Annotated in this window: 19 protein-coding genes and 2 tRNA genes; 4 read left to right on the top strand and 17 right to left on the bottom strand. The window is 44.6% G+C overall.

What is annotated here, in order from left to right:
* Positions 1 to 112: 112 nt before the first annotated feature.
* The 14 genes from pnp to rlmE all read right to left on the bottom strand — a co-directional run bounded on the left by pnp (position 113) and on the right by rlmE (position 15,354).
* Positions 113 to 2,233 (bottom strand): polyribonucleotide nucleotidyltransferase, encoded by a 2,121-nt coding sequence (pnp, locus tag IQQ51_RS16105; RefSeq protein ID WP_193841585.1) that lies wholly within the window; start codon positions 2,231 to 2,233, stop codon positions 113 to 115.
* Positions 2,234 to 2,611: 378 nt separating this feature from the next.
* The gene (rpsO, locus tag IQQ51_RS16110; RefSeq protein ID WP_010436144.1) at positions 2,612 to 2,881 is read right to left on the bottom strand and encodes a 30S ribosomal protein S15; all 270 of its coding nucleotides are present in this window, start codon (positions 2,879 to 2,881) and stop codon (positions 2,612 to 2,614) included.
* Between the two features lie 218 nt (positions 2,882 to 3,099).
* Complete coding sequence (gene truB, locus IQQ51_RS16115; RefSeq protein ID WP_193841586.1) at positions 3,100 to 4,053, bottom strand: tRNA pseudouridine(55) synthase TruB; 954 nt, start codon at positions 4,051 to 4,053, stop codon at positions 3,100 to 3,102.
* Positions 4,053 to 4,466: a 30S ribosome-binding factor RbfA gene (gene rbfA, locus IQQ51_RS16120; RefSeq protein ID WP_017065964.1), complete on the bottom strand. Its 414-nt coding sequence runs from the start codon at positions 4,464 to 4,466 to the stop codon at positions 4,053 to 4,055. Before rbfA ends, truB begins: the two co-directional genes overlap by 1 nt.
* Before the next feature lie 134 nt (positions 4,467 to 4,600).
* Complete coding sequence (gene infB / locus IQQ51_RS16125) at positions 4,601 to 7,291, bottom strand: translation initiation factor IF-2 (protein ID WP_048605664.1); 2,691 nt, start codon at positions 7,289 to 7,291, stop codon at positions 4,601 to 4,603.
* 22 nt (positions 7,292 to 7,313) lie between these two features.
* Complete coding sequence (gene nusA, locus IQQ51_RS16130; RefSeq protein ID WP_017059230.1) at positions 7,314 to 8,801, bottom strand: transcription termination factor NusA; 1,488 nt, start codon at positions 8,799 to 8,801, stop codon at positions 7,314 to 7,316.
* 35 nt (positions 8,802 to 8,836) lie between these two features.
* Entirely contained in the window at positions 8,837 to 9,292 is a 456-nt protein-coding gene (rimP, locus tag IQQ51_RS16135; RefSeq protein WP_004738265.1) for a ribosome maturation factor RimP, read from the bottom strand.
* Positions 9,293 to 9,526: 234 nt separating this feature from the next.
* A tRNA-Met gene (locus IQQ51_RS16140) sits at positions 9,527 to 9,603 on the bottom strand.
* A gap of 53 nt (positions 9,604 to 9,656) precedes the next feature.
* A tRNA-Leu gene (locus IQQ51_RS16145) sits at positions 9,657 to 9,741 on the bottom strand.
* 16 nt (positions 9,742 to 9,757) lie between these two features.
* The gene (gene secG, locus IQQ51_RS16150) at positions 9,758 to 10,090 is read right to left on the bottom strand and encodes a preprotein translocase subunit SecG (RefSeq protein ID WP_017059392.1); all 333 of its coding nucleotides are present in this window, start codon (positions 10,088 to 10,090) and stop codon (positions 9,758 to 9,760) included.
* Between the two features lie 278 nt (positions 10,091 to 10,368).
* A complete protein-coding gene (gene glmM / locus IQQ51_RS16155; RefSeq protein ID WP_193841587.1) occupies positions 10,369 to 11,709 on the bottom strand; it encodes a phosphoglucosamine mutase in 1,341 nt (446 codons plus the stop codon).
* 21 nt (positions 11,710 to 11,730) lie between these two features.
* Complete coding sequence (gene folP, locus IQQ51_RS16160; RefSeq protein ID WP_193841588.1) at positions 11,731 to 12,561, bottom strand: dihydropteroate synthase; 831 nt, start codon at positions 12,559 to 12,561, stop codon at positions 11,731 to 11,733.
* Between the two features lie 88 nt (positions 12,562 to 12,649).
* Positions 12,650 to 14,617 carry an ATP-dependent zinc metalloprotease FtsH gene (gene ftsH / locus IQQ51_RS16165; RefSeq protein WP_123310456.1) on the bottom strand — a complete coding sequence of 656 codons (1,968 nt, stop codon included), beginning with the start codon at positions 14,615 to 14,617 and terminating at the stop codon, positions 12,650 to 12,652.
* Between the two features lie 107 nt (positions 14,618 to 14,724).
* Positions 14,725 to 15,354: a 23S rRNA (uridine(2552)-2'-O)-methyltransferase RlmE gene (gene rlmE, locus IQQ51_RS16170; RefSeq protein WP_017059396.1), complete on the bottom strand. Its 630-nt coding sequence runs from the start codon at positions 15,352 to 15,354 to the stop codon at positions 14,725 to 14,727.
* Between the two features lie 114 nt (positions 15,355 to 15,468).
* On the opposite strand from rlmE, the gene yhbY reads away from it, so the two are divergent.
* Complete coding sequence (gene yhbY, locus IQQ51_RS16175) at positions 15,469 to 15,765, top strand: ribosome assembly RNA-binding protein YhbY (protein WP_004738252.1); 297 nt, start codon at positions 15,469 to 15,471, stop codon at positions 15,763 to 15,765.
* A 125-nt stretch (positions 15,766 to 15,890) separates the two neighbouring features.
* On the opposite strand, the gene greA is transcribed toward yhbY, so the two are convergent.
* On the bottom strand, positions 15,891 to 16,364 hold the full coding sequence (greA, locus tag IQQ51_RS16180) for a transcription elongation factor GreA (protein WP_017059397.1): 474 nt from the start codon (positions 16,362 to 16,364) through the stop codon (positions 15,891 to 15,893).
* 513 nt (positions 16,365 to 16,877) lie between these two features.
* On the opposite strand from greA, the gene IQQ51_RS16185 reads away from it, so the two are divergent.
* Positions 16,878 to 17,918, top strand: a complete 1,041-nt coding sequence (locus tag IQQ51_RS16185; RefSeq protein ID WP_193841589.1) for a porin — start codon at positions 16,878 to 16,880, stop codon at positions 17,916 to 17,918.
* Between the two features lie 111 nt (positions 17,919 to 18,029).
* The gene (gene dacB, locus IQQ51_RS16190) at positions 18,030 to 19,463 is read left to right on the top strand and encodes a serine-type D-Ala-D-Ala carboxypeptidase (RefSeq protein WP_193841590.1); all 1,434 of its coding nucleotides are present in this window, start codon (positions 18,030 to 18,032) and stop codon (positions 19,461 to 19,463) included.
* Positions 19,464 to 19,573: 110 nt separating this feature from the next.
* On the opposite strand, the gene IQQ51_RS16195 is transcribed toward dacB, so the two are convergent.
* Positions 19,574 to 20,419 carry a magnesium transporter gene (locus IQQ51_RS16195; RefSeq protein WP_017068902.1) on the bottom strand — a complete coding sequence of 282 codons (846 nt, stop codon included), beginning with the start codon at positions 20,417 to 20,419 and terminating at the stop codon, positions 19,574 to 19,576.
* A gap of 392 nt (positions 20,420 to 20,811) precedes the next feature.
* On the bottom strand, positions 20,812 to 21,999 hold the full coding sequence (gene tyrS / locus IQQ51_RS16200; protein ID WP_017059402.1) for a tyrosine--tRNA ligase: 1,188 nt from the start codon (positions 21,997 to 21,999) through the stop codon (positions 20,812 to 20,814).
* A 129-nt stretch (positions 22,000 to 22,128) separates the two neighbouring features.
* On the opposite strand from tyrS, the gene IQQ51_RS16205 reads away from it, so the two are divergent.
* Entirely contained in the window at positions 22,129 to 23,418 is a 1,290-nt protein-coding gene (locus IQQ51_RS16205; RefSeq protein ID WP_193841591.1) for a peptidoglycan DD-metalloendopeptidase family protein, read from the top strand.
* Positions 23,419 to 23,432: the final 14 nt, after the last annotated feature.

Below are 23,432 nucleotides of genomic sequence, written 5' to 3' on the forward strand. Positions count from 1 at the left end.
CTGTTATGACCGCAATAAAAAAGGGGAGCGATATGCTCCCCTTTATAACATGCTTTGTTGACGATAGGTTAGAAATCACTAAAAAGCGATATCACCATCGACACACTGAGAATTACTCAGCAGCAGGTACTTCGCCTTCAGCTGGCGTTTCAACTGCTTCTTTCATGCTTAGACGTACACGGCCTTGACGGTCAATTTCAAGAACCTTAACAGGAACTTCTTGACCTTCAGTTAGGTAGTCAGACACTTTCTCAACGCGCTTGTCAGCGATTTGAGAGATGTGTACTAGACCATCTTTACCTGGAAGGATAGTAACGAATGCACCGAAGTCAGCTAGACGAGCAACTTTACCTTGGTAAATGCGGCCAACTTCAACTTCAGCTGTGATCTCTTCGATACGACGGATAGCTTCTTTAGCAGCTGCGCCTTCAGTAGCAGCAATCTTGATTGTGCCATCGTCTTCGATTTCGATTGTAGTACCAGTTTCTTCACAAAGAGCACGGATAACTGCGCCGCCTTTACCGATAACATCTTTGATCTTATCAGAGCTGATTTTCATTGTGTGGATACGTGGAGCGAATTCAGAGATATCTTCACGAGCACCAGAGATAGCTTCATCCATTACAGAAAGGATGTGCTTACGTGCACCTTGCGCTTGGTTAAGTGCAATTTGCATGATCTCTTTAGTGATGCCTTCGATCTTGATGTCCATTTGAAGTGCAGTGATACCAGCGTTAGTACCTGCTACTTTAAAGTCCATGTCACCTAGGTGATCTTCGTCGCCAAGGATGTCAGAAAGAACAACGAAATCGTCGCCTTCTTTAACAAGACCCATTGCGATACCCGCAACAGAAGCTTTGATTGGAACACCAGCATCCATAAGAGCTAGAGATGTACCACATACAGAAGCCATTGAAGAAGAACCGTTAGATTCTGTGATTTCCGAAACTACACGAACTGTGTATGGGAATTCTTCAACAGAAGGCATTACTGCTTGGATACCACGTTTAGCAAGCTTACCGTGACCAATTTCACGACGCTTAGGAGAACCAACAAAACCAGTTTCACCTACACAGTATGGAGGGAAGTTGTAGTGTAGAAGGAAGTTGTCTTTCTTCTCACCCATTAGGCTATCGATGATTTGAGCATCACGTTGTGTACCAAGCGTTGCAGTAACAAGTGCTTGAGTTTCACCACGAGTGAATAGAGAAGAACCGTGTGTACGTGGAAGAACACCAGTACGTACGTCTAGCGCACGAACCATGTCTTTTTCACGGCCATCGATACGTGGGTTGCCAGCGATGATGCGGCTACGTACTACGTTTTTCTCTAGAGAACCAAGCATGCCACGGATTTCGCGCTCATCTAGGTTTTCGTCTTGTGCAATTAGAGCTTCAACAACGTCGTTCTTGATTGCGCCAACTTGCTCGTAACGAGCCATTTTCTCAGTGATCTGGTACGCGTCAGATAGACGAGTTTCAGCAAGTTCAGCAACTTGAGCTTTAAGCTCAGTGTTAACTGCTGGTGCTTCCCAGTTCCAAGATGGAGTTGCAACTTCAGCAGCAAACTCGTTGATTGCTTTGATTACAACTTGTTGTTGGTCGTGACCGTAAACAACAGCTGAAAGCATTTCTTCTTCAGATAGGTTATCTGCTTCAGATTCAACCATAAGTACTGCGCCTTCTGTACCAGACACAACTAGGTCTAGTTTAGAGTTTTCAAGCTCAGTATTTGATGGGTTAAGAACAAGTTCGCCGTCGATGTGACCAACACGTGCAGCACCGATAGGACCATTGAATGGAGCACCAGAGATAGCAAGCGCAGCAGACGTTGCGATCATAGTGATCATGTCTGGGTTTACGTCAGGGTTGATAGAAACAACCGTAGCGATAACTTGAACTTCGTTTTTAAACGCACTTGGGAAAAGTGGACGAATTGGACGGTCAATCAGACGAGCTGTTAGTGTTTCGCCTTCAGATGGACGACCTTCACGCTTGAAGAAACCACCAGGGATTTTACCCGCAGCGTATGTACGCTCTTGGTAGTTTACTGTTAGTGGGAAGAAGTCTTGACCTGCAACTGCTTCTTTCTTAGCAACAACAGAAACGAATACTGATGTATCGTCCATAGTCGCCATTACAGCAGCAGTAGCTTGACGTGCAATTACGCCCGTTTCTAGAGTAACGGTGTGGTTACCGTACTGGAACGATTTTACAACTGGTTTTTCAAACATTGTATATCCTTAGCTCTAAAGTCAGACTTTAGATTAAGTGAATAATGACTCAAGACATTACCAATCGCGACTAGTGAAAAGGGACTTAGAATGGTGACTCTTTGTATGTGTTCATACGCCGAATTAGGACCAAATCCGCCTTTGAATAGTCGCGACCTATTGGCCGACATCTGTGACTGTAATCTCTTGAGAGGTTGATTGCCAAACGCTGAAAACGCTATAGGCGGGCGTAGTATAAACTATTTTTATTAGGAGATATATTTCCTATCAGAAAAAGCCAGATGATATTCTGAGCATCCAGCCTAGCATTTTCTTACAGGCACAAAAAAAGGAGCATAAATGCTCCTTTTCTTCAAACTGTCTTTGCAGACATCGCTATTAGCGACGTAGGCCTAGACGCTTGATTAGGTCTTGGTAACGAGCAAGGTTTTTGCCTTTCAAGTAATCAAGAAGCTTACGACGGCTAGAAACCATACGTAGTAGACCACGACGGCTGTGGTGATCGTGTTTGTGCGCTTTGAAGTGACCTTGTAGGTGGTTGATAGAAGCAGTAAGTAGTGCTACTTGTACTTCTGGTGAACCTGTGTCGCCTTCAGATTGTGCGTATTCTGCAACGATTGCTGCTTTAGTTTCTGCATTCAGAGACATAATTCTCTCCTGATAAGAGTAAGTTTATATTTGTAGCAGCCAATCTCTGATTCAGCCGCTACGCGAGCCGAGGATTATAGGGAAGTTTGTCAGTTGGTGCAATAACAATCGAACCCATTAAAAACGAAAAAAGCGAACCACCTAAATTAGGCGTTCGCTTTCTGTCTTATTTGCTCGCTTTTCACGACTCAGCGCCAAGATCAGACACTATGTAAGCGCTAAGCTTGTGGCTCTTCATGTCTGAAAACAACCAAACGCTTCGGTGCAACTCGGCCATCTTCAGCAATCTGAGCTACGCCGACAAACAGCTTCTCTTCGCCACTTGTCATACGAACCGTGCCTTCCATTGGCGCACCAGCAACCTGAACTGGCATACCGTGCTGAACTAGGTCAGTCAGTTCCGCGTTCAGGTTTACTTCTGGTAAGTCTTCAACGGCAGTGTCCATTGGCATCAGCAGTGGATCAAGCAGCTCTTTCGGTGCAATTTCTTGCGCCTGTGCTTGCTCTAAGATCTCGTTTAACTGCTCCAAAGTCACCATACGCTCGTATGGGTACTTCGCGACACCTGTACGACGAAGCATGGTCACGTGAGCACCACAACCTAGCATCTCACCAAGATCGTCGGTAATCGTGCGGATGTATGTGCCTTTCGAACAATGCACTTCCATTTCAACTTCATCACCTTCAAAGCGAAGCAGTTCAATAGAGTACACAGTGATCTTACGAGACTCACGAGGAACCTCGATACCTGCACGTGCGTATTCGTACAAAGGCTTACCTTGATACTTCAATGCCGAAAACATTGATGGTATCTGATCGGTTTCACCCTTGAAGCTCGCAATACAGCGCTCAAGCTGTTCTTGAGTCACGTTAACATCACGTGTCTCTACCACTTCACCATCAGAGTCAGAGGTATTGGTACGCTCACCAAGCTTAGCGATAACAACGTAGCGCTTATCAGAATCTAGAAGAAACTGAGAGAACTTCGTCGCTTCACCAAGACAAATTGGCAGCATGCCAGTCGCAAGAGGATCCAGAGCACCGGTGTGCCCTGCCTTCTCTGCAAAGTAAATACGCTTTACTTTTTGCAGTGCATCATTAGACGAAATGCCAGTCGGCTTATCTAATAGAATTACCCCGTTGATAGGGCGACCTTTACGACGGCGAGCCATTACTCTTCGCCCTTAGACTGAGTTTCGTCAGTGCGGCCAGCTTCTTCTTGCTTACGCTTATCATCGTTCAGAACTTCACTTACTAGGTTAGACATACGCATGCCTTCTACTAGTGTGTTGTCGTAAGTAAAACGAACTTCAGGCGTTAAACGGTGGCGAATACGCTTACCAAGAGCCATACGAACTGGCACTTCATGCTCTTTAAGAGCTTTAAGACATGATTCAGGAGTTTGCTCACCAACACATAGGAAAGTCACGAACACTTTTGCGTAAGCAAGGTCACGAGACACTTCTACGTCTGAGATAGTTACCATACCAATACGTGAGTCACGAACTTCACGTTGTAGGATAAGCGCAAGCTCTTTTTGAAGCTGCTGAGACACACGTTGTGTGCGGCTAAATTCTTTTGACATTTTCTTTTCTCACTTAGAAAGATGGGGGGCTTGGTAATTACCAGCCCCCCATGGTGTATTCAACAACCGATTACTTATTACCTTTACTAGTAATGTTAGTAACCTTAGTCAATATGTCGAGTCGTACAGACTGATTAGTCTAGAGTACGTTTAACCTCAACGATTTCGAATACTTCGATCTGGTCACCAACGCGAACGTCGTTGTAGTTCTTAACGCCGACACCACACTCGTAACCGTTCTTAACTTCTTGAACGTCATCTTTAAAGCGACGAAGTGACTCTAGTTCACCTTCGTAGATAACAACGTTTTCACGAAGTACACGGATTGGGTTGCTACGCTTAATCGTACCTTCAGTAACGATACAACCAGCGATTGCGCCAAGTTTAGGCGACTTAAATACGTCACGAACTTGTGCAAGACCAATGATCTCTTGACGGAATTCAGGAGCAAGCATACCGCCCATCGCCTGTTTAACTTCGTCAATCAGTTGGTAAATGATTGAGTAGTAACGTAGATCTAGGTTTTCGTTCTGAACCGTGTTACGCGCAGTTGCGTCAGCACGAACGTTGAAACCAAGGATGATAGCGTTAGAAGCTGCTGCAAGAGTTGCATCAGTTTCAGTAATACCACCAACACCAGAACCTACGATGTTCACTTTAACTTCGTCAGTAGACAGTTTCAGTAGAGAGTCAGCAATCGCTTCTACAGAACCTTGAACGTCAGCTTTAAGTACAACGTTAAGCTCAGCAACTTCGCCAGCCGTCATGTTCGCGAACATGTTCTCTAGTTTCGCTTTTTGTTGGCGAGCTAGTTTAACATCACGGAATTTACCTTGACGGTAGTTCGCAACTTCACGTGCTTTACGCTCATCACGTACAACAGTCGCTTCGTCACCTGATGCAGGTACACCAGAAAGACCTAGAATTTCTACAGGGATAGATGGACCTGCAGTTTCGATGTCTCTGCCGTTCTCATCGCGCATTGCACGAACACGGCCGTACTCTTGACCACAAAGAACGATGTCGCCTTTGTTTAGAGTACCAGACTGTACTAGTACTGTTGCAACTGGACCGCGACCTTTATCAAGACGAGATTCAACAACAACACCAGACGCCATGCCTTCTTTAACCGCTGTAAGTTCAAGAACTTCAGACTGAAGAAGGATTGCTTCTAGAAGACCATCGATGTTTGTACCCTGTTTAGCAGAGATGTGAACGAAGATGTTCTCACCGCCCCATTCTTCAGGGATAACGTCGTATTGAGCTAGCTCATTCTTAACGTTGTCTGGGTTAGCACCCTCTTTATCGATCTTGTTCACAGCAACAATCAGAGGAACGCCTGCCGCTTTCGCGTGCTGGATTGCTTCGATTGTTTGTGGCATTACGCCATCGTCTGCTGCAACTACAAGTACAACGATATCTGTCGCTTGAGCACCACGAGCACGCATAGCTGTAAACGCCGCGTGTCCAGGAGTATCAAGGAAAGTGATCATGCCGTTGTCAGTATCTACGTGGTAAGCACCAATGTGCTGCGTGATACCGCCAGCTTCGCCAGAAGCAACGTGTGCTTTACGAATGTAATCAAGTGTTGAAGTTTTACCGTGGTCAACGTGACCCATGATAGTAACAACAGGAGCACGACCTTCAGCGATAGCATCGCTATCACGGTCAGCTAGTACTGCTTCTTCAAGTTCGTTTTCTTTACGTAGGATTACCTTGTGACCCATTTCTTCAGCAACAAGTTGTGCTGTTTCTTGGTCGATCACTTGGTTGATAGTCGCCATAGCGCCCATCTTCATCATTACTTTGATAACTTCAGTTGCTTTAACTGACATTTTGCTAGCCAGTTCAGAAACAACGATAGTTTCGCCGATAGCAACGTCAGATTTAGCAACAGTTGCTGACTTATCGAAGCCTTGCTGCATTGAAGTTGGTTTAGCAAGCTTACCTTTACCGCCACGACCACGTTGGTTACGACCACCACGGTTGTTTGCAGGTTGGTTAGCAGGAGCTGCTTTCTTCTTGCGACGACGAGGTGCTTTCTCATCTTTTTTATCTGCCGCATCTTCAGCTTCACGAGCGTAAGTAGAAGTAGTCACATGGTAATCCGCAGATTTCTCTTGCTCTTTCTTCTTCTTCTCTTCTTCAGACCAACGTTCTTGGTTCTCTTCTGCTAACTTACGAGCTTCTTCAACAAGCTTAGCTGCTTCAGCTTCTGCTTTACGAGTTGCTTCTAGCTCTTGACGAGCTTTAAGTTCATCCGCTTCTTTTTTCGCTTGTGCGTTAGCGTCTGCATTTTTTGAATTCATGTCTTTTTTAGCCTTTTCAGCTTGTGCGCGTTGAGCCTTCTCTTCAGCTTCACGTTTTGCATCCGCTTCACGTGTTACTTTTTCTTCGGCTTCGCGCTGTGCTTTCTCTGCAGCATCACGTTTCGCTTGCTCTTCAGCATCGCGTTGTGCTTTCTCTTCCGCTTCACGATTAGCTACTTCCTCAGCTTCACGTTTCGCTTCATCTTCAATAGTGCTGCGCTTCACGTAAGTACGCTTTTTACGTACCTCTACTTGAACATCCTTACTCTTACCGCCTCCAGCGGCAACACTTAGCGTGCTGCGGGTCTTGCGTTGAAGAGTTAAACGAGTCGGTTCTGTTTCGCCTGAAGTATCGCCGTGCTCCTTTTTAAGGTGCGTTAGCAATGTTTGCTTCTCTGAATCAGTCACTTGATCCGACCCTGCTTTCTTCATGCCTGCATCAGCAAGTTGTTCAATTAAGCGGTCAACTGGCGTACCAATCTCTTCACTCAGTGCTTTAACTGTTAATTGTGTCATACCGCTTTCTCTCCTTGCTGAATTATTCTTCGTCGCCGAACCAACAGATGTTACGCGCAGCCATAATTAGCTCGCCTGCACGCTCTGCAGTTAGGTCTTCGATGCCTTCTAGTTCATCAACGCCTTGGTCAGCTAGGTCTTCCAATGTCGCAACGCCTTTTGCTGCTAGCTTGTAAGCCATTTCACGCTCAAGACCTTCAAGTGCAAGTAAGTCTTCAGCAGGCTCAACACCGTCGAAAGTTTCTTCTTTCGCTAGCGCTAGAGTAGTCAGTGCGTCTTTTGCGCGGTTACGTAGTTCTTCAACGATACCTTCGTCTAGACCGTCTACTTCAAGAAGCTCGTTCACAGGAACGTATGCTACTTCTTCAAGCGTAGAGAAGCCTTCTTCAACAAGCATTTGAGCAAAGTCTTCTTCAATGTCTAGGTGCTTCATGAAGTTTTCAATAGAAGCAACTGCTTCTTCTTGGTGCTTCTTCTCAAGATCAGCAACCGTCATTACGTTCAGTTCCCAACCAGTAAGTTGAGAAGCTAGACGTACGTTTTGACCGCTACGGCCAATCGCTTGTGCTAGGTTATCCGCTTCAACAGCGATATCCATAGAGTGTGCGTCTTCATCAACGATGATTGAAGCAACATCAGCAGGAGCCATTGCGTTGATTACGAATTGAGCCGGGTTATCATCCCAAAGAACGATATCAATACGCTCACCACCAAGATCGTTAGAAACAGCTTGTACACGTGCGCCACGCATACCAACACACGCACCAACTGGGTCAATACGTTTGTCGTTTGTTTTCACAGCGATTTTAGCACGAGAACCAGCGTCACGTGCAGCACCTTTAAGTTCAATTAGCTCTTCACCAATCTCAGGCACTTCAACACGGAATAGTTCAGCTAGCATTTCTGGCTTCGAACGAGTAACGAAAAGCTGGAAACCACGAGCTTCTGGTTTAACTGCGTAAAGAAGACCACGAACACGGTCACCTGGACGGAAGTTTTCACGAGGAAGTTGGTCATCTCGAAGGATTACCGCTTCAGCGTTGTTACCTAGGTCTAGGATAATAGTGTCACGGTTAACTTTCTTAACTGCGCCAGTTACTAGCTCGCCTTCGTTATCGATGAACTGCTCAACGATTTGAGCGCGTTCAGCTTCACGTACTTTCTGTACGATAACTTGCTTAGCCGTTTGAGTCGTAATACGGTCAAACGTTACTGATTCGATATCATCTTCAATGAAACCGCCAAGTTCGATCTCTGGGTCATCGTACTTTGCAGCTTCAATAGAGATTTCTTTTGTTGGGAATTCAACTTCCTCAACAGCTTCCCAACGACGGAAAGTTTCGAAATCACCCGTTTTACGGTCAATTTCAACGCGAACTTCAATTTCTAGTTCGCTTTTCTTTTTTGTTGCCGTTGCAAGCGCGATTTCAAGCGCTTCAAAAATACGCTCACGAGGAACTGCTTTCTCATTTGAAACAGCTTCTACTACCGCCAAAATTTCTTTGTTCATTAATCTAGCCTCTTAAGCTCTTCTCTCTAGGAGAACTAAAATTTAGGGATCAGGTTAGCTTTCGCAATATTGCTCAGGACGAATTCTTCTTCTTGTCCTTCAACCAATACTTTCACTGTCTCGCCTTCGATAGATTGGATATCACCTTTCCATTTACGACGGTTGCCGACAGCCATTTTCAAAACGATGCTTACCTCGTGACCAATAAATTGTTGGTAATGCTCTGCTTTGAACAGTGGTCTCTCTAAACCTGGTGAAGACACTTCAAGGTTATAAGCCACTGAAATTGGATCTTCAACGTCCATTACGGCACTTACTTGGTGACTAACTTCAGCGCAATCATCTACATTGATACCGTTTGGTGAATCGATGTAAATACGTAGCGTTGAGTGCTCACCAGCACGAATAAATTCTAATCCAACTAACTCATAACCTGATGCTGCTACTGGAGCGTCAAGCATTTCAGTAAGTTGTCTTTCTAAACCAGTCATTTAACCACTCCAGAAACAAAAAAAGGGCTCAAAGCCCAATTTAAATTCCAAGCAAACATTATCTAAATACATTTACAAATGCTTAGATAACAAAAAACCCCGTATAAGCCGGGGTTTTTGTTGCTGGACCCTTATATGTTAAGTGCCATCACATTCGATATCGCACTTAACTCACAGTGAGGTTCACACTGTGCAAACTTGCTACCAATACAAGCTATATAATAGCATTGAAATTGGTTGCGGGAGCCGGATTTGAACCGACGACCTTCGGGTTATGAGCCCGACGAGCTACCAAACTGCTCCATCCCGCGTCCGACTTGCGAGCATTATACGCCCAACAAGATGTTTTACAAGTTTGTAAACATGGTGCCGAGAGAGGGACTCGAACCCTCACACCCTAAGGCACTAGCACCTCATGCTAGCGTGTCTACCAATTTCACCATCTCGGCATCAAATCTTTACAGATTATTGTGGAATTTCGTCGCCTTGCGCCGGAACTTCACTCACTGCATCATCAGCTTGTTGAATTACCTGACCTTGGGTCGGGTCAATCCATTGTGACTCAGTTTTATGTGTAGACATATTACCAAGCACTAAGCTAAGGATAAAAAATGTAGTTGCAAAAATTGCAGTCATTCGGGTAAGGAAATTTCCTGAGCCACCAGCACCAAACACAGTGTTTGAAGCGCCAGCACCGAAAGAGGCTCCCATATCTGCGCCTTTACCTTGTTGAATCAACACTAGGCCAATTACACCAAGCGCTGCCAACAGGTAAATCACAAGTAGAACTGTAAACATTTTTCCACCTATGTTCCTAATTGTTGAGCCAGCGCCGTTCAAAAAACTATTTTCAAGAACAAGGCTAGCGACCTCCTAACTGAAGGCCGAGCAATACTAGCGAATGCAACGATGACTGACAAGGAGAATTTGCTAAAAAATAAGCCTTTACCAAGTGAATGGTCAAAAAAAGGTCAAAAGCGACACAAAACTCATTTACGTCTCTTTTGACCGTGATATAAGTCAACCACTTCTAATCACAAGCGCTATTCGTTGCGCCAGCTAAGTAAAAGGTTAAATTAGCAGTTTGCTTTTACTGCATCTGCAATCTTAAGCGCAGACGCTTGAACAAGCTCTGCATCTTCGCCTTCAACCATGACACGCAGTAGTGGTTCTGTACCAGACTTGCGTAGTAGCACGCGACCTTTCTCACCGAGCTCTGCTTCTACTTCAACAACCGCTGCTTTTACCGCTTCAGCTTCTAGTGGATTTGAATCTCCACTGAAACGAACGTTTTCTAGAACTTGAGGGTACAACGTCATGCCCTGAGACAACTCATTCAGTGTCATTTCGCTATCAACAACTGAAGCCAAGACTTGCAGAGCAGCAACGATAGCATCGCCCGTCGTCACTTTATCCAGTAGGATAACGTGACCCGAGTTTTCAGCACCGATCTTCCAGCCTTTAGCAAGAAGCTGTTCCATTACGTAACGGTCACCAACAGCAGCACGAACAAACGGAATACCTAACTGCTTAAGGCCGTTTTCCATACCAAGGTTGGTCATTAGTGTACCAACAACGCCACCTTTCAACTCACCGCGACGCAGTGCATCACGAGCAATGATGTAAGCGATTTGGTCACCATCAACTTTGTTACCTAGCTCGTCAACCATGATGATACGGTCACCATCGCCATCAAAGCCAAGGCCTAATGCCGCTTTTTCTTCAAGCACTTTTGCTTGCAGAGCTCGTACATCCGTCGCACCGACTTCGTGGTTGATGTTAGTACCGTTTGGCTCAACACCAATCGCAATAACTTCAGCACCCAACTCTTTAAATACAGCAGGCGCAATGTGGTAAGTCGCACCATGTGCACAATCGACAACAATTTTCATTCCTGCAAGCGTCATCTGATTTGGGAATGTGCTCTTACAGAATTCAATGTAACGGCCAGCGGCATCGTTCAAACGTACCGCTTTACCAAGTTCAAATGAATCAACACATTCGATGTCTTTATCCAATTCTGCTTCAATCGCCAACTCGATATCGTCCGGCAGTTTTGTTCCCTCAGAAGAGAAAAACTTGATACCGTTATCGTAGTAAGGGTTGTGCGATGCAGAAATCACGATCCCCGCTTCAGCGCGGAAAGTTTGAGTTAGGTAAGCAACAGCAGGTGTTGGCATTGGGCCAGTAAACGTAGCCTGAAGGCCAGCAGCAGCAAGGCCAGCTTCTAGCGCAGACTCAAGCATGTAGCCAGAGATACGAGTATCTTTACCAATGATGACTTTCTTTGTGCCCTGTTTCGCAAGAACACGACCCGCAGCCCAGCCAAGCTTCAGAACAAAATCAGGTGTAATTGGGTACTGGCCTACTTTGCCACGTACGCCATCTGTGCCGAAGTAACGTCTCTTATCAGACATATTGATTTTCCTTAATTATGATTAGTGATTGTTATTCATCACTTCGATTATCTTCATCGCTTCCAATGTATCTTCAACATCGTGAACGCGAATAATTTGTGCACCTTTGATTGCAGCGATGGCAGCGCAAGTGACGCTAGCAACCATGCAATCTGCTGGAGCTTTGTCTAGTAGCTTAAAGATCATCGACTTTCTCGACATCCCCGCTAAGACTGGCAACCCAAGCGTGTGAAATTTTTCAAGGTGCGCTAATAGGTGGTAATTATGCTCAATGGTTTTACCAAAACCAAAACCTGGGTCCAGAATCAGCTGATCATTTGATATACCAACAGCCTCACAAGCCTCTACTCTTTCCTTTAAGAACGCTTCAACATCCGTTAGAACATCATCGTAGTTTGGGTTGGCTTGCATGGTTCTTGGCTGACCTTTCATGTGCATCAAGCAAACTGGCACATTAGCATCGGCCGCCGCCTCTAAAGCTCCGGGCTCTTGCAGTGCGCGCACATCATTGATCAAATCAGCCCCCGCTTCAACGGCTTGGCGCATCACTTCAGCTTTACTGGTATCAATAGAGATCCACACATCAAAATTAGCGCGAATTGCTTTAATGGCAGGAATAACGCGAGCGAGCTCTTCTTCTAAAAGTACGTCAGGTGCTCCCGGACGAGTTGACTCACCACCAATGTCAATAATGCTAACACCAGCTTGAATCATTCGCTCTGCTTGCAGTAGAGCATTATCTAATGAATTGAATTTTCCGCCATCAGAGAAAGAGTCAGGCGTAACGTTGAGGATACCCATCACATGTGGGCGATCTAAAACGAGCGTTTTATTATGTGCTTTTAATATCATGGAAGGCGGGTCTTAAAGGTAAAAACATCTTAGGCTAGAAACAGAAAAACCCTGAGCGTACTCAGGGTTTTAATTTAAAGCTTAGCAATTAAGAATCTTTGTTTTGAGCATCATCTGTTTCAGATTTAACTTCTTCAACTTTCGACTCTTCAGCTTTTGGTTCGGCTGCTGCTTCTTCTGATTTAGCTTCAGGTTTCGCTTCTTCCTTTGCAGGTTCTGCTTTCGCCTGATCACCCCAACCAGCAGGCTCACGAATGTCGTCTTTACGTTCCATCAAGTCATCAATCTGACCTGCATCAATCGTTTCAAACTTCATTAGCGCGTCTTTCATCGAGTGCATGATATCCATGTTCTCTTCAAGAATTTGCTTCGCACGAGCATAGTTGCGGTCGATTAGAATACGAATTTCTTCATCGATCAGCTTAGTCGTATCGTCAGAAACATGTTTCGCTTGGCTCATACCGCGGCCTAGGAAAACTTCGCCTTCTTCTTCAGCATATAGAAGAGGACCCAGTTTCTCAGAGAAGCCCCACTGCGTTACCATCTTACGAGCAATATCAGTTGCACGTTCGATATCGTTAGACGCACCAGTCGAAACTTTGTCTTTACCGTAGATAAGTTCTTCAGCAAGACGACCACCGTACAAGCTAGAGATCATTGATTCTAGATGTTGGCGAGACATGCTTACGCGATCTTGCTCTGGAAGGTACATAGTTACACCAAGCGCACGACCACGTGGAATGATTGAAACCTTGTACACAGGATCGTGTTCAGGCACCAAACGACCAACAATTGCGTGACCCGCTTCGTGGTAAGCCGTTGACTCTTTCACTTCTTCAGACATAACCATTGAACGGCGCTCTGCACCCATCATGATTTTGTCTTTTGCAAGTTCAAACTCAACCATAGATACATTGCGCTTGTTACCACGAGCAGCAAATAGCGCCGCTTCGTTCACAAGGTTCGCAAGATCTGCACCAGAGAAGCCTGGAGTACCACGAGCAATCAGAGATGGTTCAACATCACCAGATAGTGGCACTTTACGCATGTGTACTTTAAGAATCTGTTCACGACCACGTACATCCGGTAGACCAACCACAACTTGACGGTCAAAACGACCAGGACGAAGTAATGCAGGGTCTAGTACGTCTGGACGGTTAGTCGCAGCGATAACGATAATACCTTCGTTACCTTCGAAACCATCCATCTCAACCAGCATCTGGTTCAGTGTTTGTTCACGTTCATCGTGACCACCACCAACACCAGCACCACGTTGACGACCTACAGCATCGATTTCATCTATAAAGATGATACAAGGTGCTGCTTTTTTCGCTTGTTCGAACATGTCACGCACACGAGATGCACCAACACCAACAAACATTTCAACGAAGTCAGAACCAGAGATAGTAAAGAACGGTACTTTCGCTTCACCGGCAATCGCTTTTGCAAGCAATGTTTTACCCGTACCAGGAGGACCAACCAACAGGATACCTGTCGGGATCTTACCACCTAGCTTTTGGAAGCGGCTTGGGTCACGAAGGTAATCCACAAGCTCTTTCACGTCTTCTTTTGCTTCGTCACAACCAGCAACATCAGCAAACATCGTTTTGATTTGTTCTTCGCTCATCATTCGAGCTTTACTCTTACCGAAAGACATCGCGCCTTTACCGCCGCCGCCGCCTTGCATTTGACGCATGAAGAAAATCCATACACCAATCAGTAAGATCATTGGGAACCATGAGATGAAGATAGTGCCAAGCAGGCTCTGCTCTTCAGGTGGTGTACCCTGAACTTTTACGTTTTGATTAATTAAGTCATCAAGTAGCTTTTGATCATAAACAGGCATGTAAGTTACATACTTAGAACCACCACCACGACGTGTGAAAGTGATTTCGCTGTTATTGAACTGTGCGTCTTGAATCTGGCCTTGGCCAACTTCCTGTACAAACGTGGTGTAATCTACTGCTCTGCCGTTACTTTCCCCAGGGCCGAAGCTCTGGAATACCGACATCAACACTACCGCGATAACAAGCCACAGAATTAAATTTTTTGCCATGTCACTCAAGGTGTAAGCCTCTCGATAACTAATTGTAATTAAAGGTAGGGTACTACAGTTTGTAACCTGTAGCCATGTTGTTAACTCTCACTCTTGGAAGAGAATCGTTAACCTTTGTAACCAGTGGCTACGATAAACACTTCACGAGATCGAGCTCGAGAAGAGTCGGGTTTTCTAACTTTTACTGTTTTAAACATCTCGCGGACGTCCTTAACGTATTGGTCAAACCCTTCGCCTTGGAATACTTTTACAACAAAACTACCATTGGTAGCTAGAACTTGTCGACACATATCCAAAGCTAATTCAACTAAATACATAGCTCTTGGCTGATCCACAGAATTGTTGCCTGCTATATTAGGTGCCATATCTGACATCACGACATCAACCATGTTTGGTTGTATACGTTCCAACAAGGCATCTAGCACAGCTTCTTCACGGAAATCGCCTTGTAAAAAGCTAACACCAGCAATCGGATCCATTGGTAACAAGTCACACGCAATGATTTGTCCGTTGTCTCCAACAATCTTAGCAGCATATTGAGACCAACCGCCAGGTGCTGCACCTAAATCCACAATGGTCATCCCAGGAGACAGCAATTTATCTTTCGTTTGAATCTCTTCCATTTTGAAATAAGCACGTGAACGATAGCCTTTCTTTCTTGCTTCATTTGCGTACTTGTCGTCGAAGTGTTCCTTCAACCAACGGCCTGAACTGGCCGAGTGTTTCTGTTTGCTCATTGGATACCTAAATTGGAGGAAAGTACTAATTGCTGAATAAATTATAGTCTTCAGCTTTAGATGGCGTTAAAATAGGTTTTTTCAACCCTAATAGTAAAGAAAATTGGCCGCGTAATGAACCTAAGTACCAAACAAAAGCAGCATCTAAAGGGCCTAGCTCACAGTTTAAAACCTGTTGTGCTAATGGGCGCAAATGGACTTACTGAAGCTGTTCTAGCGGAAATCGAATTAGCTCTAGACCACCACGAACTGATCAAGATTAAAGTTGCATCAGAAGACCGTGAGACTAAGCAACTGATTATCGATGCAATTGTACGTGAAACTAAAGCTGAGAAAGTACAGACTATCGGTAAAGTTTTAGTACTGTTCCGTCAGTCAGAAGCACGTAAAATCGAGATTCCACGTAAATAAGTGAGCTTAATATAAGCTAACTTCACTAATAGGAAGCCACAGCGCTTATCTTTTAGTGTAGCGTGAGAAACGAAAAAGGTCGCATTTAGCGACCTTTTTACTTATCAGAAACAAAGAAAATTCAATTAGATATATTCTACTTTGTCGATTTCGAAGTCTTTGTCACCACCAGGGGTAGAGATCATGACTTCGTCGCCTTCCATTTTACCGATAAGGCCGCGAGCAATTGGCGATTTCACAGAAATGCGACCCGTTTTGATGTCTGCTTCGTCTTCTGAAACGATTTGGTAGCGGAACTCATCATCGGTATCCACATCAATCAGTGTCACTGTCGTACCGAAGATAATCTTGCCCGTATTATCCATTTGCGTTACATCGATGATCTGAGCCAGTGATAGCTTATATTCAATATCACGGATCTGAGCTTCACAAATACCCTGCTCCTCACGAGCGGCGTGGTATTCAGCATTCTCTTTCAAGTCACCTAGTTCACGTGCTTCACCAATAGCTGCTGAGATAACAGGGCGTAGCTTAAGTAGGCGATCTAATTCGTCACGTAGCTGCTGAGCGCCACGTACTGTCATTGGAACCTTTTCCATTTTTTACCTCTATGCCAAAGCTTTCTTTGGCCAACATAAATACACCCAACGCATTTATTGGGTGATAGAAACAAAACGATTTGGCTTAGTGTAAACAAACTTTATGGCTAAATCACCTTTATTCCACTTTGCGTTATAAAAGCTTTATCTATGTCTAAATTACAGACATCACAAAAATGAATAATAACTCCCCCATCAATAAGTAGAGAGTTAAATACCTAAAAAAACAAAAAACAAACAAAATAAACACAGATCACACTTTTATAAAAACCACTTCAAAACAGGTACTTAAATAACAAGAGATATAATAAAACAGTGTTCATTTTTTAGTTTTATATCATTTTACTAACTGACCATGGAACTTTAGAGGTAAAAAGTAACCCATGGATTGCACTGGCATTTTTCAGACTTCTGTTCTAATCATGATTATGAAGCCTGATTAATACAGGCAATACACAAAAGGGTTCAAATCCTTGATAAAACTTCTATGGACAGTAATTAGGAAATAATAACATGAACAAGACTATGATCGCGCTTGCTGTATCTGCTGCAGCTCTTGCTACTAACGCAGTGGCAGCGGACGGTAAACAAGCTGGTGGTATTGACGGTACTTCTGTATACAGCTCAAACGGCACTTCTCTAGAGATCGGTGGTCGTGCGGAAGCTCGTCTATCGATGAAAGATGGTAAAGCACAAGACAACTCTCGTGTACGTCTAAACTTCCTAGGTAAAGTTGAAATCCAAGACGGCCTATACGGTGTTGGTTTCTACGAAGGTGAATACACTACTGCAGACTCTGACGCGACAGCTACCGACAATGGTTCTGATATCGACCACCGTTACACATACGCTGGTATCGGCGGTACATTCGGTGAAGTAACATACGGTAAAAACGACGGTGCGCTAGGCGTAATCACAGACTTTACCGATATCATGTCTTACCACGGCAACTCTGCAGCAATGAAAATCGCTGTAGCAGACCGCACAGACAACATGCTGTCTTACAAAGGTCAATTCCAAGACCTAAGCGTAAAAGCAAGCTACCGTTTTGCTGACCGTTCAGAAAACGCTGCTGGTGAGTACGTTGATAATGGCGAAGATGGCTACTCTCTATCTGGTATCTACGCAATCGGCGATTCTGGCTTTAAGCTAGGTGCTGGTTACGCTGATCAAGACGATCAAAACGAATACATGCTAGCGGCATCTTACCGCACAGACGCTCTATACTTTGCTGGTACGTTCACAGATGGTGAACTATCGAAAGACAACGGTGATTACACTGGTTACGAATTCGCAACAGCATACACGCTAGATAAAGCTGCATTCACTCTAACGTACAACAACGCAGAAACAGATGGTGATACATCAGCTGACAACGTTGCTGTAGATGCAACTTACTACTTCAAGCCTAACTTCCGTACGTACATCTCGTACAACTTCAACCTTATCTCTGAAGGCGACAAGTTCGGTAAAGCTGATACCGCAGTAAATGTAGGTGCAACTAAAGCACAAGCTGACGACGAGCTAGCTATTGGTCTACGTTACGACTTCTAATTCTGATTATCTAATTGATTAATTAGTTAATTGAGAATCAAAACGCCCGCTATCTAGCGGGCGTTTTTTATATCTGTATACTGAAAACATCAGCCATCCAAGAAATCTTCTATGCGCCTTCTATCCGCACTACTTGTATGTAGTTTTTCCATTAGCGCTTTCTCAGTTAAGGCTTTCGCTTATTCACCACTAGATAAACTGCCTGATGGCAGTAGCAGCAGTGTTATTTTGGAATCCCTAAAAGGCGATTCAAACAAAATGAATTCCAACAGTGATGGCTTCTATCCACCCGCCAGTACTTTAAAGTTGGTGACAGCGTTGGCGGCTAAGTTGGAGTTAGGGGATGACTTTCACTACACGACCAACATCGCTCGTTCTGGGAATGACTCAATCATTTCATTCAGTGGCGACCCGACCCTGCAACGAGAACAGCTTAAAAGCCTTTTGGGTCAATACGTAAAATCTCAATCCAGAACCATCAAAGGCAACTTATACCTCGATAACTCGACTTTTACGGGCTATCAGCGAGCGGTGGGTTGGCCTTGGGACATTCTAGGGGTTTGTTACAGCGCGCCTTCTAGCGCAATGACTTTAGACAGCAACTGCGCACAAGCCTCTATTTATACAAAAGATAATGGTGCGACACGCGTTTATATTCCCGCTCACTATCCGATAGACGTGACAACCACCGCTGCCACGGTAACTCGTTCTGGGCAGAAGGCAACGCAATGCGACTTGGAGCTAATTACGACCCCAGACAACGCTTACAAGCTCTCTGGCTGCTTGGTTGAGCGTAAGAAACCACTGCCACTCAAGTTCGCCATTCAAAATCCAGAACTTTACACTTATCAAGTCGTGACATCACTTCTCAAAGAACTGAAAATCGAAGTAAAAGGTGATGTGATTATTGGTCAAAAAGCTAAAGTAGACAAAACCACCTTAGTCGCTAGTCACAACTCAGAGAAACTTCCTGAACTGCTCGATATCATGCTCAAGAAGTCGGATAACCTTATCGCAGACAACCTAACCAAAACTCTGGGTGCAACATTTTATGTTCAACCGGGTAGCTTCAATAACGGTACTGAAGCGATAAAGCAGATATTGTTGACTAAGGCAAACATCGACCTCAGCAAGGCGCAGCTCGTCGATGGTTCAGGGTTATCCAGAAATAACCGAATGAGGTCACAGACCATGGCTCAAGTGCTTCGTTATATCTGGGAAAACGATCAACAGCTCAACCTGATTGAGGCTATGCCTACATCTGGCACTGATGGAACGCTCAAATACCGTCAGAGCATGAGAAAAGCACCGATTCAAGGCAACATTATCGCCAAGAGTGGTTCTCTATACGGCAGTTACAACATGGCGGGGTATGGATTAGATAAGGCGGGGAAACCAAACTCTCTGTTTGTGCAGTTTGTTCGTGATTACTTCCCTGAAGAACAAGACCCAGACAAACCAGTGGAAGCACCTATCACCCAGTTTGAGCGTGCTTTCTACAAAGATGTGGTCGAGTTCAGTCAAACACAAAGCAAATCTAAGTAATGCTTAGCTCTGTGTAAACTTCTACTTAAACAATAAAAATGGCGCTGAAGACCTTAAATCTTCAGCGCCATTTTTGTTCCTCAGATGTATTTAGCTATTTTTATCAGCTTTTAAGCGATTCCTAGGAATGAGTTCACGACAGTGAAGTAGATCCACATTCCTGAGATATCCACTATCGAAGCAAGCACTGGGCTCACTAACACCGCTGGATCAAGCTTAAATAGCCGAGCGACTATCGGTAACCCGCCGCCGAGCACGGTTGATATGGTCACCTGAATGAACAACGCGACCGCAATCGCTAACGCAATCATGTTGATGTCATAGCCACCTGTCGATTGGTTTTCGCTAAATAGTAAAATACGCCCAATCATCACTACGGCAATCGCTAGAGCTAGACAAATAGCAACTCTAAACTCTTTCCACAGAACGTTAGCCCATTGGCGTTTTTTCAACTCACCGGTGGCTAAGGCTCTAATCACCAAAGTCGCGGCTTGTGTTCCGGTGTTACCACCAGCAGCAGCAATTACCGGCATGTAGATTGCCAAAAGTACCAACTGACTGAGAATATCTTCATACTGAGCAATGATAAGCCCTGAGACGATTCCCAATAGTGCTAGCGCAATAATCCAACCGATACGCTGCCTAACATGGCTCATGACGCCAGTAGAAAGATAACCCTGCTGAGGTTCTACCTCTGAGTAAATCAGCCCTAGTTGGTGAGCTAGATGTCGAGAGCGCTTCTCAAAGCCCTGCTCTTCTAGCTCACTAAGTAAAGTCTGAATCGTACTCAAAGAGCATTGTCCCAGCACTAGCACCGCATCTTCGAGCGGCATTCGGTTCAAAAGGTTAATTTGTTGTTCACGTCCGTACTGTTGAAATGCATTCGATACAGCTTGGATGTCTTGCTCTGAGTACAGAGCTTCAATAGATAAAAAAGTGTTGTTCATTACCGTCATGGCGAATCTCCCGATTGGCAAAGGTAACGACCATCAAAACAAATAGCATAGATTTATAGATTTATAGATTTATAGATTTATAGATTTATGCGCACCAAGAGCTGAAAGCTACTGGTGTGTCTACTTGTTAGAATCTAGTGTGTGGAAAAGAATGCGGGGGAAAAACAAAGATACCCTACCTGAACGGCAGGACAATAGATCAATACCGAGACAGGTTATTCTTCTCCATTCAAACTAGGAGGATGGTCGGTATTGTTCATAAAAATCTCCAGAATTACTGTCAATTTGACAGCGCGCATAGTGTAGCAATAGGCGTTTCAAAGTTTCGTCAATTTTAAGTCAATAAAAAAGGCATCCGTGGATGCCTTTGGTTCAATCATTGATGTGCATTATTACTTAATAGTAATACGAGCAAATTTACGCTTACCTACTTGGTAAACGGCAGTACCTGCTTCAGGTACGAATTTGCTGTCTTCAATCTTCTCGCCTTCAAGCTTAGCCGCGCCTTGCTTGATCATACGCATCGCATCAGAAGTCGAGTTTACAAGACCCGCTTCTTTTAGAACGTTCGCAATTGGCAGGCCTGCTTCGAATTCAAATTCCGGCATTTCATCAGGAACTTGGTTCTTAGCAAAACGGTTAACGAACTCTTGCTCAGCAGCTTCAGCATCTGCTTCACTGTGGAAACGAGCGATGATCTCTTTAGCAAGAAGTACTTTAACGTCACGCGGGTTCTTACCTGCATCAACGCCAGCTTTCAGTTCCGCAACTTCTTCAAGGGGACGGAAAGACAGTAGCTCGTAGTAGCTCCACATTAGATCGTCAGAGATAGACATGATCTTACCAAACATCTCGCTTGGTGCTTCGCTGATACCGATGTAGTTGTGCGCAGACTTAGACATCTTCTTAACGCCGTCTAGACCAACAAGTAGTGGCATCATCAGTACCGCTTGTGGTTTTTGACCTGCTGCTTTTTGCAGTTCACGACCCATTAGCAGGTTAAACTTCTGGTCAGTACCGCCAAGCTCAACGTCGCTCTCTAGTGCAACAGAGTCGTGACCTTGTAGAAGTGGGTACATGAATTCGTGGATTGCGATCGGTTGACCACCAGCGTAACGCTTTTTGAAGTCATCACGCTCAAGCATACGAGCAACAGTTTGGTTAGAAGCAAGACGAATCATGCCTTCAGCACCAAGCTCAGATAGCCATTCAGAGTTGAAACGAATTTGCGTTTTCGCAGGATCTAGAATCTTGAATACTTGCTCTTTGTAAGTTTCAGCATTCTTCAATACGTCTTCGCGGCTGAGCGGTGGACGTGTTGAGTTTTTACCTGATGGGTCACCAACCATTGCAGTGAAATCACCGATAAGGAATGTCACTTCATGACCAAGCTCTTGGAAAGCACGAAGCTTGTTAAAGATAACCGTATGGCCTAGGTGGATATCTGGAGCTGTTGGATCGGCACCCAGCTTAATGCGTAAAGGACGACCTTCTTTTAGTTTTGCAATCAGTTCGTCTTCTGGAATCAGTTCTTCTACGCCACGTTTGATCTCGGCTAGTGCAGCTTCAATACTCGCCATTCTTGTTCACTCCCACAGATTTGGCAAAAATACATTAATTAGACATCTTACTTGAATAGCGATGTATTTTGAAACCAGTTACACTATTCCGTCGTCGATTTTCATAATATTTACAGAACGAACCGGAACATGTTGTCTATTTTTGCACGCCTTCCTATTTTGCACCGGGCTTTTATCGCATTTTTTAGTGCCATAATTTTCGTCGCGATTTTCTTACTCCCCGACGTCAACAGTTTGCGTGACGATTCGGGCGCTTTAGTTGTGGGAAAACATTACCCACTGACTATCAATGCCTCTGCGCTTATTAGCTCAAGTGACGCTCCACCGACGGCAGTGCTCAATTGGGAGAAATACACCGTTCGCTCTGGCGAAAGCACCTCTGTTTTATTTGAACGTATTGGCCTCTCATACCGTCTGCTGATCACGCTACTCAATACCAATAATGATATTAAGAAGCAGTTGTCTAATCTAAGACCTGGTGATGTCTTGCAGTTCGGCTTTGATGAAAACAACGACCTTATTCAGTTAAAACGACAACTTAGTGCGTTTGAAAGCTTCAAGATCACTAAGTCTGGCGATTCTTTCTCATCAAGTTTCGACAAAAAAGAAGTCGCCTACCAGTACAATTATGCCGAAGCTAATATCACCTCTAATTTCTGGAATGCAGGCGTCAGCGCAGGTTTAACCGCAAACCAAATTATGGAACTGGCGGGCATCTTCGGTTGGGATATCGACTTTGCGTTAGATATTCGCAAGAACGACAGCTTCCAAATCTTATACCAAGAGAAAGTGGTTGAAGGTGAAGTGGTTGGTCGCGGTAAGATCATGGCAGCCGTATTCAAAAACCAAGGCGACTCATTTACCGCGGTATTGGATGATAAGAGCGGCAACTACTTCGATGAAAATGGTCGAGCAATGAAGAAAGCGTTCTTGCGCTCACCAATTGATTTTCGTCGTGTAACATCGAACTTTAATCCTACCAGGAGACACCCAGTAACCGGTAAGGTTCGCGCTCACCGCGGTACTGACTACGCAGCTCCTGTTGGCACGCCTATCTGGGCAGCCGGAGACGGTATTGTTCAGAAGTCGGGTTACAACCAATTCAATGGTAACTACGTGTTTATCCGCCACAGCAACACCTACATCACCAAGTACCTGCACATGAAGCGACGTATGGTGAAAACAGGTCAGCGCGTAAAACAAGGCCAAACTATTGGTACTTTGGGCGGTACAGGCCGTGTGACAGGCCCGCACTTACATTATGAATTCTTGGTTAATGGCGTACATAAAAATGCGCGTACCGTGAAATTGCCTCAATCTAAGTCGTTAACAGGTAAAGCAAAAGCAACCTTTATTGCCAACTCAGAGATTCGACTGAATAACCTAGAGCGATACGGTCAGTTACTCGCGACTAATTAGGTTACTAGCGACCA

This window comes from Vibrio sp. OPT18 (assembly GCF_015163615.1).
Lineage (GTDB): Bacteria > Pseudomonadota > Gammaproteobacteria > Enterobacterales > Vibrionaceae > Vibrio > Vibrio coralliirubri.

Bases quoted from the DNA above. Each gene is read 5' to 3' on its own strand.
- pnp (WP_193841585.1), bottom strand. From the start codon at position 2,233: ATGTTTGAAAAACCAGTTGTAAAATCGTTCCAGTACGGTAACCACACC.
- rpsO (WP_010436144.1), bottom strand. From the start codon at position 2,881: ATGTCTCTGAATGCAGAAACTAAAGCAGCAATCGTTGCAGAATACGCA.
- truB (WP_193841586.1), bottom strand. From the start codon at position 4,053: ATGGCTCGCCGTCGTAAAGGTCGCCCTATCAACGGGGTAATTCTATTA.
- rbfA (WP_017065964.1), bottom strand. From the start codon at position 4,466: ATGTCAAAAGAATTTAGCCGCACACAACGTGTGTCTCAGCAGCTTCAA.
- infB (WP_048605664.1), bottom strand. From the start codon at position 7,291: ATGACACAATTAACAGTTAAAGCACTGAGTGAAGAGATTGGTACGCCA.
- nusA (WP_017059230.1), bottom strand. From the start codon at position 8,801: ATGAACAAAGAAATTTTGGCGGTAGTAGAAGCTGTTTCAAATGAGAAA.
- rimP (WP_004738265.1), bottom strand. From the start codon at position 9,292: ATGACTGGTTTAGAAAGACAACTTACTGAAATGCTTGACGCTCCAGTA.
- secG (WP_017059392.1), bottom strand. From the start codon at position 10,090: ATGTTTACAGTTCTACTTGTGATTTACCTGTTGGCAGCGCTTGGTGTA.
- glmM (WP_193841587.1), bottom strand. From the start codon at position 11,709: ATGTCTGATAAGAGACGTTACTTCGGCACAGATGGCGTACGTGGCAAA.
- folP (WP_193841588.1), bottom strand. From the start codon at position 12,561: ATGATATTAAAAGCACATAATAAAACGCTCGTTTTAGATCGCCCACAT.
- ftsH (WP_123310456.1), bottom strand. From the start codon at position 14,617: ATGGCAAAAAATTTAATTCTGTGGCTTGTTATCGCGGTAGTGTTGATG.
- rlmE (WP_017059396.1), bottom strand. From the start codon at position 15,354: ATGAGCAAACAGAAACACTCGGCCAGTTCAGGCCGTTGGTTGAAGGAA.
- yhbY (WP_004738252.1), top strand. From the start codon at position 15,469: ATGAACCTAAGTACCAAACAAAAGCAGCATCTAAAGGGCCTAGCTCAC.
- greA (WP_017059397.1), bottom strand. From the start codon at position 16,364: ATGGAAAAGGTTCCAATGACAGTACGTGGCGCTCAGCAGCTACGTGAC.
- IQQ51_RS16185 (WP_193841589.1), top strand. From the start codon at position 16,878: ATGAACAAGACTATGATCGCGCTTGCTGTATCTGCTGCAGCTCTTGCT.
- dacB (WP_193841590.1), top strand. From the start codon at position 18,030: ATGCGCCTTCTATCCGCACTACTTGTATGTAGTTTTTCCATTAGCGCT.
- IQQ51_RS16195 (WP_017068902.1), bottom strand. From the start codon at position 20,419: ATGACGGTAATGAACAACACTTTTTTATCTATTGAAGCTCTGTACTCA.
- tyrS (WP_017059402.1), bottom strand. From the start codon at position 21,999: ATGGCGAGTATTGAAGCTGCACTAGCCGAGATCAAACGTGGCGTAGAA.
- IQQ51_RS16205 (WP_193841591.1), top strand. From the start codon at position 22,129: ATGTTGTCTATTTTTGCACGCCTTCCTATTTTGCACCGGGCTTTTATC.